The following is an 11,673-nucleotide window of genomic DNA, read 5'->3' on the forward strand; positions in this document are numbered from 1 at the left end:
TAGTGGAATGTAAATGAGTTATTGCAGCAGGTAAAGGTTGCTTGGGAGAAGAGATCTAATTTAGCCATAGTGGAATGTAAATGTAACTGCAACCGTTGCGGAAATTCGTGCAATGGATGATCTAATTTAGCCATAGTGGAATGTAAATGGGGTGGCGTCAGCTTCAGCTATCAGGACACTTAGCGTGATCTAATTTAGCCATAGTGGAATGTAAATTATGACATAAAAAGAAAATTACCGTAAGGAGGACTGTGATCTAATTTAGCCATAGTGGAATGTAAATCTAACAAAACGTTCCAGATAATCGCAAAGTATGCGGGATCTAATTTAGCCATAGTGGAATGTAAATTGCTACCCTACTTATGAAAATGGGAGTGCAGCCAAGATCTAATTTAGCCATAGTGGAATGTAAATGATGGCGCTGTATGGAGTGCGGCGCCGGCGCATAGATCTAATTTAGCCATAGTGGAATGTAAATTATATCTACCAGGTGACCAAGGAGGAATGCCTAGAGATCTAATTTAGCCATAGTGGAATGTAAATAAAGTTCAGCGAACTTATGAGAAACCTCTAACCTGTGATCTAATTTAGCCATAGTGGAATGTAAATTATTTAACACCTCCCTCTATAATCTTTGATTTTCTCGATCTAATTTAGCCATAGTGGAATGTAAATCAGAGCAAGTGCTGCAGATACAGGCTGCCGGTGATGATCTAATTTAGCCATAGTGGAATGTAAATAAAATATATCTGTCATACATAGCGCCATTTTTAAACCGATCTAATTTAGCCATAGTGGAATGTAAATACGCCGGACGAAATTGTATCAATAGTTACAGCTTAGATCTAATTTAGCCATAGTGGAATGTAAATGCTACTGACCCCGCTGTTATTGACGGAATTCAAGAAGATCTAATTTAGCCATAGTGGAATGTAAATTATGTCTCCTGATTGTAAATTATTAGTATAGTCATAGATCTAATTTAGCCATAGTGGAATGTAAATTGGCCTGTTTTTCCGGTCAGAATCAGACCGTCAGCTGATCTAATTTAGCCATAGTGGAATGTAAATGGTGGTTCGCGGCAAAGCTATAAAACGAATCATACCGATCTAATTTAGCCATAGTGGAATGTAAATTTCGTTTTAACCCGCTAGCAGGCTTTCTGCTGTTTGATCTAATTTAGCCATAGTGGAATGTAAATAAGACAAACGCAGGCCGGTACTGGCCGCCAAGCGTCGATCTAATTTAGCCATAGTGGAATGTAAATTTTTTTAAAGATGAACAAATGGTTATCATTGAGATGATCTAATTTAGCCATAGTGGAATGTAAATGATTAGCTGTTTAACAATGGAACAGAGTTTAATTAGCGATCTAATTTAGCCATAGTGGAATGTAAATGACATCTTAATCTAAAAAACTGTATTTTTTAGCTGCGATCTAATTTAGCCATAGTGGAATGTAAATTAACAGAGATCAAGAAGCGTGATTTGCTTTGTTATATTGATCTAATTTAGCCATAGTGGAATGTAAATATGATGAAAAACCTGATTTAATCAGGATTGTTGGAGATCTAATTTAGCCATAGTGGAATGTAAATGGATTTGCACTCCTGGGCTATGTGTGTGCGCTGGTGATCTAATTTAGCCATAGTGGAATGTAAATTTTAATTCTTCTTGGGTAACCATTCCGCTTATGCCAGATCTAATTTAGCCATAGTGGAATGTAAATGCAATGACAGTTTGTTCCGTTAAGGAGGCATCAATGATCTAATTTAGCCATAGTGGAATGTAAATGACAACGGCAAGTGGGAAGAAAAATACACTAGGCAGATCTAATTTAGCCATAGTGGAATGTAAATAATATTATGCCAGGAGTGCAGGAGGGGGACTGTCAAGATCTAATTTAGCCATAGTGGAATGTAAATTCGACAAATTTGATTTTAGCTATTATGGCGATAACGATCTAATTTAGCCATAGTGGAATGTAAATAACAATATGCCAGTAAATTAATTAGATGCGAATACTGATCTAATTTAGCCATAGTGGAATGTAAATAAGTTAGAACCAGAAGAGGTGGGTATAGCAGATGAAGATCTAATTTAGCCATAGTGGAATGTAAATCGAAAAACTGTTGTAATACGTCCTGGGTTTTTGTACGATCTAATTTAGCCATAGTGGAATGTAAATGTGCATGTTGAAGTTGTAGACAGTAATGAAAAATTTGATCTAATTTAGCCATAGTGGAATGTAAATATGCATACCACATACATGATGTTGCATACGACCCTTGATCTAATTTAGCCATAGTGGAATGTAAATATGATACTTGAAGAGGGCATGGATTTTAAGCCTTTGATCTAATTTAGCCATAGTGGAATGTAAATGGTGGTTCGCGGCAAAGGAATAAAAGCTGTCATAGGATCTAATTTAGCCATAGTGGAATGTAAATTCTTCCTTAACTGTCTTGATGTCATGACACCGCTTACAGATCTAATTTAGCCATAGTGGAATGTAAATGAGTGTTATGAGATCCTATGTGCTAGTATCTATTAACGATCTAATTTAGCCATAGTGGAATGTAAATACGGTTCATCAGGTAAGATAATCCGCTTTGATTTTCGATCTAATTTAGCCATAGTGGAATGTAAATGGGATAAGGTGTTTTTGACTTCAACGCTGCGGCCTCGATCTAATTTAGCCATAGTGGAATGTAAATGGTTAATTGACACTAAAGGTCAGTTAATACGCCTTGATCTAATTTAGCCATAGTGGAATGTAAATGGTCTAAGTTATTTGCAATTATTAACTATCGGGTGAGATCTAATTTAGCCATAGTGGAATGTAAATACGCATTACGAGTGCGTGAAAAGTACTTTTTTAGCCGATCTAATTTAGCCATAGTGGAATGTAAATTGAATTAGCTCGTATCTTTTCAATCGGTACTGGTATGGATCTAATTTAGCCATAGTGGAATGTAAATATCAGATGCGGTAAACAAGGTAATACCTAGTAGAATGATCTAATTTAGCCATAGTGGAATGTAAATTACCCACCTTCCGCAAGATAAAAATCTAAACCTGTAAAATAGTGGAGCATAAATAATATTAATTACAACCATAAAAAAAACTGATCCATAAACTGGAAGGATCTCTGTTTTTTGTGTCGAATTATCACTAATAAGAATAAATATTAGTGAGGGATCGTCATGGACTTACAACCTATTTTAGAACAACTAGCTAAATTACCCCCCGAAATATTGATGAAGATAATGCCCGAATTAAAAGTAGAAGTTCCGAAGGCAGATCCCTCAGGTGCAGTACTTATCGGTGTCTTTTTAGCAAGAAGCCTGGGCATCGGTAAAATAATTGACAACTTTATAGGCGAAGAATATGTTACTTATGAGCATCTACGTGAAGACAGAGCCAACGGTTCTAAATGTCGGGTAAGTACTGGTTTGGCATGTGAAATAATGGTTGGCGACATGCTGGGCAGAAATAAAGATCTCACCCGTTTATATAAATTTGAAGAAGCTTGTGAAAACTGGCAAGTCGAAACAATACTCGGTATACCGTCCGAAAAATTTAATGATGACAAAATGGGTAGAGCCCTTGACGCTATAAACTCAAATGCAAAATATATGGCTAATGTATTGCAGGATATTGTTTTATCAGCATCCAAGAAATTTGGAGTTCCACTTAACACTTTTTACAATGACACATCCTCCATTCCAGTCTCTGGTGTTATGGAGGATAACGATAAAGTTCAATACGGGTATGGTGGTCTACCGGGTTTAAAACAATTAATCCTTAATCTTACGATAGCCTCTGGTGCATCTTTGCCGGTAACATCATCAATTGATTCCGGTAATGTTCAAGGCGGTACGACTTTTGAGCGTTCATTCGAGAAGGTTAAAGAGATTACCGATGACCAAGAATTTGAGATGATTATTGATCGTGGTATCCTAACCCAAGATAATATGCATTTGATGCTTACTAATAGCAACCAAAAGGCCTTTTTTATAGGTCCACTCAAGGATGAGCTATCAAAGAATTGGGTCTTAGAGCAATTAAATGAGGCTAAAAAAGATGATTTTGCTGCTATTGACTATCGCTCTAAGAAAGAAATAGAAAGAAATCTACCCAGACACTACGAGGCGTTAGAGACAAAATATACGTTTAAGGTAAAACTTGAGCCTCCCTCAGAGGGTAGTAAGAACAAAAAGCAACTCAAAAAAAGTAAGCGAATATTTGCGACACATACTATAAGGGCGGTTATTTATTGTGATTTAAACAAAAAACCTAAGGAACAAGAGCGTCGTCAAAAGCGTATAACCAGCACAGAAGATGCATTAGTAGAACTAAATGGTAAGCTCAACAAACGTAACTTAATTACGAAGGAAGCCTGTGAAAAAGCAGTAGATAATATTTTTAAAGGGCAGCCTGAAATGCGTAGGCTGTTTAATGTAACAATTAAACTAAATCAACATAATGCTATTGTTATGTCCTGGTCAAAAGATGAAGCTATAATTCCAGAGCTTGAGAAAACCGACGGTATCTTTGTGCTTTTAACCAACCATGACAAAGAGAAGGTTGATGCTAATGAACTGCTTACCCGCTATCGTGGTAGGAACGACATCGAAATCAGTTTTAGGTTTTTGAAGGGTTCTCTTGATTTACAACAAGTATTCCTTCGCAATCCTGAAAGAGTAGATGCCTATTGCTTTTTAAAAGTATTGGCTATGCTTGTGCTTAATTTAGCAGCCTGGCTGTTAGCTAAAAATGGCAAAAAGATGTCTCCCCAAAAATTACAGAGAGAACTTGGCGACCTAACTATCTCAGAACAAAGGTTGCAGCCTATTGGTATACACCATTGGAATGGGACGAATATTCCTAATACTATTGATGTATTGGTTAATCTGTTTAACTTACCACATCCACTTGAATTAATAGAGGTTATTAATTCAGCAATCAATTTTTCTTATCATATTGAGAAATGGTTTAAGGATAATTTTAGAAAATAAGGTTTGGCAGTGGTTCCCAGTTTACTGATCCCTTAGTGCGAAACCTGGGAAATTAGTAGACAAATCAGCCCGTTATTGGTTTCCCTTATGATGATCTAATTTAGCCATAGTGGAATGTAAATAATTTGAGGCTGAATTTGCCGAAAAGAAGGCGCAAAGATCTAATTTAGCCATAGTGGAATGTAAATATGCTAGGTTTATAGGGTTTGCAATTTTAAACTCTGGATCTAATTTAGCCATAGTGGAATGTAAATTGCATATATTCGTTATCGTGAGCGTGGGGGTATGAAAAAGATCTAATTTAGCCATAGTGGAATGTAAATTACAGTGATATTATACATCTACGCCAGGATTATTAGATCTAATTTAGCCATAGTGGAATGTAAATCAGATTTAACTTGTGGTACTGTTTTATTTATGGTTCGATCTAATTTAGCCATAGTGGAATGTAAATAAAGTAAAAATCGGCCCGGATAAAAAGCACTGGTGGATCTAATTTAGCCATAGTGGAATGTAAATGGCTGTGTAAATGCCTCGTCCGTTCTCTCGGAAACAGATCTAATTTAGCCATAGTGGAATGTAAATAACTCAGTCATTATTAGTCCGTTACTTCCGGTCATGATCTAATTTAGCCATAGTGGAATGTAAATTGAAGGAAAATGTCATAACATTCACGGTCACAGGTGATCTAATTTAGCCATAGTGGAATGTAAATATAAGTCACATTCAGTTTGACAAACGAACTTAAGGATCTAATTTAGCCATAGTGGAATGTAAATTCGGCATAATGCTCTTTGACTACAACATGAATAAGGATCTAATTTAGCCATAGTGGAATGTAAATTTTGCTGGCGTTGGTGTTTGACTGGAGCACTTGATAGATCTAATTTAGCCATAGTGGAATGTAAATTCCACTGCCACGGTTGACTGAAAACCGTTACTGGCGATCTAATTTAGCCATAGTGGAATGTAAATAGTACTATTAAACGCATGATCAAATTGATGTGCAGGATCTAATTTAGCCATAGTGGAATGTAAATAATGATAACCACAAATACTAGCATTATCTGACTCAAGATCTAATTTAGCCATAGTGGAATGTAAATTAGCCTATCACATACAAATGGGGATTTTCAGCCATAGATCTAATTTAGCCATAGTGGAATGTAAATTAGCCTATCACATACAAATGGGGATTTTCAGCCATAGATCTAATTTAGCCATAGTGGAATGTAAATTTGCACAGTCGGAAGGGATACTGGCTTAGAGGCCAGGATCTAATTTAGCCATAGTGGAATGTAAATGTTTTTAATGCTACCAATTGACCTAGCGTATCCTGGGATCTAATTTAGCCATAGTGGAATGTAAATAAGAGTCAACCCTCTCACCAACACCTCAACCGGCAGGATCTAATTTAGCCATAGTGGAATGTAAATTATAACACCAGAAAGGAGGCAGAAGGGGCAATAACGATCTAATTTAGCCATAGTGGAATGTAAATAATGATGAACTTCGCATTTTTTATCTTTTTCACATAGATCTAATTTAGCCATAGTGGAATGTAAATTTTAAAATCACTCCTTTTAATCTTTCATTTCCTCTAGATCTAATTTAGCCATAGTGGAATGTAAATATTACTCTCAATCATGTCATGGATTGCAAGCAGTAGAGATCTAATTTAGCCATAGTGGAATGTAAATTCAATTAAAATAACAACCCAATCGTCTTCTAATTCTCGATCTAATTTAGCCATAGTGGAATGTAAATTTGCCGCTGCCAGTTCCTCAGGTCGCTCTCGAATGAGATCTAATTTAGCCATAGTGGAATGTAAATACTATTTGGCTGTCGTTTTCAAAAATAACCTTCTCCGATCTAATTTAGCCATAGTGGAATGTAAATTTAGCTTTTCTGATTTCACGAATTCTTGCACCAATGATCTAATTTAGCCATAGTGGAATGTAAATATAAAGATCGGGTCGATAATTTTTGGAGTCAATTTAAAGATCTAATTTAGCCATAGTGGAATGTAAATCCAGCAGATCCACCCACACCCCAAGGCGTTGCATAGGATCTAATTTAGCCATAGTGGAATGTAAATTATTTTTATAGACGAATTTCAGGACACTAGCGACGGATCTAATTTAGCCATAGTGGAATGTAAATGTGGAAGTGATTAACCGAGCTCCCGAAGACATAAAAGATCTAATTTAGCCATAGTGGAATGTAAATATTATTGTGGGCCAATGTTGAGGACGCGATAAACTTGGATCTAATTTAGCCATAGTGGAATGTAAATGAAGGTGTTGTTACTGGTAGAATAGGGAGTTTATATGATCTAATTTAGCCATAGTGGAATGTAAATTGCGAGGCAGTTATCATACGTAATTATCTCGGCAAGATCTAATTTAGCCATAGTGGAATGTAAATTCTTCCAGCACTGTCTTGCGTGAGTGGCATGAATGGATCTAATTTAGCCATAGTGGAATGTAAATTAGTAACTAATTGTTCAATATCAACAGCTTCACTAAGATCTAATTTAGCCATAGTGGAATGTAAATGTGCTTTTTGAAGTTGATCGCCCTTAAAGCCTGTAGCGATCTAATTTAGCCATAGTGGAATGTAAATGATCGCATTGTGCAGCATGCATTAATGAGATCAGGATCTAATTTAGCCATAGTGGAATGTAAATGAATAGATTAAGCCCGATGCGCTGATCGTCACCATAGATCTAATTTAGCCATAGTGGAATGTAAATTATGCGGTGGCAGCGATCTTCGGCCTGGATCCTTGATCTAATTTAGCCATAGTGGAATGTAAATGCGGTTTTTCAGTGCTGGTTACTCTGATTTTCCAGGGATCTAATTTAGCCATAGTGGAATGTAAATATGTTAAGGCGGTTTTTATCGTTGTATCATAATGACCGATCTAATTTAGCCATAGTGGAATGTAAATCTTGAAGCGGAACGCCTTATGAACATGCCGGATGGTGATCTAATTTAGCCATAGTGGAATGTAAATAGCATTTTTTCTCTTTCAATCTGCAGTCGGTCCGGGGATCTAATTTAGCCATAGTGGAATGTAAATGTAATTATTCAAACAGAAATTGAAAATAACATGGTAACGATCTAATTTAGCCATAGTGGAATGTAAATTACATGGTGCAATATGATACGGCGGTTATTGGGTGATCTAATTTAGCCATAGTGGAATGTAAATTTTATTAGCTGAACGATTAAGACCGTAAATAGTTGTGATCTAATTTAGCCATAGTGGAATGTAAATCCGTCTGCATCCGTAAGAGCTGTTTCACGTTTGTCGATCTAATTTAGCCATAGTGGAATGTAAATTCTATTTGTATTGCGATGTCGGCGGGTCTACCAGGGATCTAATTTAGCCATAGTGGAATGTAAATCCCCATATCTCTTTTTATATAATCCACCCCATATCGATCTAATTTAGCCATAGTGGAATGTAAATATCTTAAAGCCGTAGGCTTCTTGAATTCCGTTAGGGATCTAATTTAGCCATAGTGGAATGTAAATGTCAATTGACTGGGAAGCTCCTTGGGCTGTATTTAGATCTAATTTAGCCATAGTGGAATGTAAAGATATCCATTACCGCAAGTTACTCCGCTTATTCCGGTGATCTAATTTAGCCATAGTGGAATGTAAAGCCGGATCCAAGTCACCGGCATCCACCCGCAAATCAAGATCTAATTTAGCCATAGTGGAATGTAAAGCCTCCCAAGGGCAGCAGGGATAAACCGTTTCGCGAGATCTAATTTAGCCATAGTGGAATGTAAAGCTTCTTTGGTGTAATAGTTTATCGGCATCACACCGGGATCTAATTTAGCCATAGTGGAATGTAAAGTACATAAATCACCGATCAGCCCTTTTTTGACAGATCAATCCTTCGATATATGGAGCAAGGCTGCTGCGATAAACATAGGTTTTTTTCATGACAGCATCCCTCCCTTCACCTCAATGCCTTTCAGTGAAAGGGCACATTGCCTCATGGTATCACCATCTGTTGCCAGATATTTAAGGACGGTTGATGTGTCGCTATGACCGAGCGAATTTGCTATCGTATCAACATTAGTTTTGCTTTTAAGCATGCGCGATGCAAATGTTTTTCTGATGATATAAGCTAAAAGGTTTTACCTGAAAGCCGGCCCCTTTTTTCGTTTTACAAAAAGTCATATGACCTTTTCTTTGAAAGTCACTTGTATGCATCAATTCTAAACTATACAATATTTTAAATAATTATAATATTTTTAAGGAAGGCCTGTAAAATTTGGTCAACGAAATTGGAATTGAGATTCGGATGGCTCATTATCTTACATTCCGGACCCAGAAAAAACTGTTTCGTAATACATGTATAATATACAATAACTCAAAGTTATACATTGTAAAATAAGTATTTATAAGTAATTATACCAAAAACATTTATATATGCCCTGTGGTTTTATGTCTTTTATGGATTATATATGGATTATAGTATTTTTAGGATACAAGGGTCCGGAAGGTGAATCAATTGGTATTGAAATTTGGCATTAGAAATAAGCTGCTCTTGCTGGTTCTTGGAATTTCACTGGTATCTCTTTTGATATTTGCCTATATTTCTTATGATGCCATGAAAAAGCTTGGTAACTATGCAGTGGAGTCCAGTGCCAAGCTGGGAACCAGTGCCGCTAATGACAGTCAAAATGCGCTGGAAAAGCAAACCGGTGAATATATTCTGCGTGTTGCCAAGGATCAGGCGGATATCAGCGACAAAATGCTGCAACATGTAAAAGATAATATCAATGAGATGGCAGAATATGCAGCTGCGTTATGGAATAACCCCAATGCCTTTGTGTCCAATCCCCCGCTGTCGTTGATTGATGCAGGAACGAGGGTGAGAGTTCCTTATTATCTTGAAGTGCCCGGAGCAATTGATCCTGCGGCAATGAAAAAAGAATTGGGCCTTTTGGGAAATATGAAATATATATTCAGCCCTATCCTTTCAAATAATTTGAATATTTCAGTGGTTTCTATAGGAACACCGTCAGGAATTACCGTGCTGTTTTCTAACTCACCGCCTTTCGATAATAAGGGATTTGATCCGAGAGTACGTCCCTGGTATCAGAAAGCAATGAAACAAAAAGATGTTATATGGACAGAACCATATGAAGACGCTTTTGGTGGTGGGCTGATGGTTACCTGTGCCAAGGCGTGTTATACGAAAAAAGGACAATTTGTTGGAGTCGTATCGGCAGATGTTACTTTAAATGCGTTAAAAGAGCAAATAATCAATACACAAATTGGTAATATGGGATATGCGCTATTAATGGATGAAAAGGGAGAGTTCATTGTTAGTCCCGAAACGGGTCTTGAACATGAAAAATGGAACACGTCTTTAATAAATACCGTAATTGAAAGGAAAACCGGTGTTGAGCTAAACAGCTTCGGCTATGAAAATAAATATGTTGCTTATGCACCTGTTTCTTCAACCAATTGGATTCTGGCTGTTATAATGCCGCAAAATGAGATTATTAAGCCGATTGTTGAGACAAAACATAAAATTGCTGCTTCTACCCGTAAGTCAAATGAATACATAACTGATTCCATAAAAAGTGTTCTGACACGGTTTGCTGTCATGCTTGTTATTATGTTGTCGATAATTATCTTTTTAGCTGTCAGACTCTCGGATAAAATGGTAAAGCCTTTGCTTGCATTAAGTAACGGAGTAAAAATAGTCGGTGGCGGCAATCTTGAATATAATCTGGCTGTGCATACAAAGGATGAGATTGAAGATCTGGCAGCTGCATTCAATAAAATGACCTTTGACTTAAATACATATATAAAAAATCTTGAAGAAACAACAGCCGAAAAAGAACGGATTGAAAGTGAACTGAAGATTGCCCATGCAATACAGAACAGTATGCTGCCAAGGATATTCCCACCATTTCCGGAACGGAAGGAAATCAACATATTTGCTTCAATGGAACCTGCCAAAGAAGTTGGCGGAGATTTTTATGACTTCTTTTTTATTGATCAACACAAGCTGTGCTTTGTTATCGCCGATGTATCGGGAAAAGGTGTACCTGCTGCCCTATTTATGGTTATCACTAAAACCCTTATAAAAAACCATGCGCTTTTAGGTTTGCCTGCTGATGAGATTATGACAGTTGTAAACGATATGCTGTGTGAGGATAATGATGAGAATATGTTTGTAACAGCATTTCTTGCTATATTGGATGTGCATACCGGAAGCCTGACATTTGCCAACGCAGGGCACAATTATCCCCTGCTATGCAGAAATGGAGGGGAATATGACTGGTTAACATCTAAAAAAAGTTTTGTGCTGGGAGGATTAGAGAATATAGAGTATCAGTTAAATGAGCTGGTATTAGATCAAGGAGACAAATTATTTATCTACACCGATGGAATAACCGAAGCCATGGATGATGAAGAACGGCTTTATTCCGAAATGCGCTTGCAAAAAACCGTAAACAGACTCAAAGATTTTGCTGAAGCGGAACTGGTAGAGGGTATTAAAAAGGACATCAGGGAGCACGTAAAGGGTATGTCCCAGTCTGATGATATAACTATGCTGGTTTTAAGGTACAACGGATGCGAGAATAATGCCACGGTTTTATAGGAGGTGGATT

The 11,673-nt window shown here is 36.9% G+C and carries 3 protein-coding genes and 2 CRISPR repeat arrays (1 of these 5 cut by a window edge); of the genes, 2 read left to right on the forward strand and 1 reads right to left on the reverse strand.

Translation table 11 applies throughout. The annotated features are described in order from the left end of the window. A CRISPR array of direct repeats spans positions 1–3,047; the repeat unit is 30 nt; unit sequence GATCTAATTTAGCCATAGTGGAATGTAAAT (it extends 1,409 nt beyond the left edge of the window). Between the two features lie 159 nt (positions 3,048–3,206). Next, positions 3,207–5,021: an IS1634 family transposase gene (locus DTOX_RS04445; RefSeq protein ID WP_015756115.1), complete on the forward strand. Its 1,815-nt coding sequence runs from the start codon at positions 3,207–3,209 to the stop codon at positions 5,019–5,021. A 92-nt stretch (positions 5,022–5,113) separates the two neighbouring features. Further along, a CRISPR array of direct repeats spans positions 5,114–8,891; the repeat unit is 30 nt; unit sequence GATCTAATTTAGCCATAGTGGAATGTAAAT. An 85-nt stretch (positions 8,892–8,976) separates the two neighbouring features. On the opposite strand, the gene DTOX_RS25245 is transcribed toward DTOX_RS04445, so the two are convergent. Further along, the gene (locus DTOX_RS25245) at positions 8,977–9,162 is read right to left on the reverse strand and encodes a tyrosine-type recombinase/integrase (RefSeq protein WP_422698399.1); all 186 of its coding nucleotides are present in this window, start codon (positions 9,160–9,162) and stop codon (positions 8,977–8,979) included. Between the two features lie 383 nt (positions 9,163–9,545). Between DTOX_RS25245 and DTOX_RS04450 the strand changes: the two genes are divergently transcribed. Next, positions 9,546–11,663 (forward strand): SpoIIE family protein phosphatase, encoded by a 2,118-nt coding sequence (locus DTOX_RS04450; protein WP_015756532.1) that lies wholly within the window; start codon positions 9,546–9,548, stop codon positions 11,661–11,663. Positions 11,664–11,673: the final 10 nt, after the last annotated feature.

This window comes from Desulfofarcimen acetoxidans DSM 771 (assembly GCF_000024205.1).
Lineage (GTDB): Bacteria > Bacillota > Desulfotomaculia > Desulfotomaculales > Desulfofarciminaceae > Desulfofarcimen > Desulfofarcimen acetoxidans.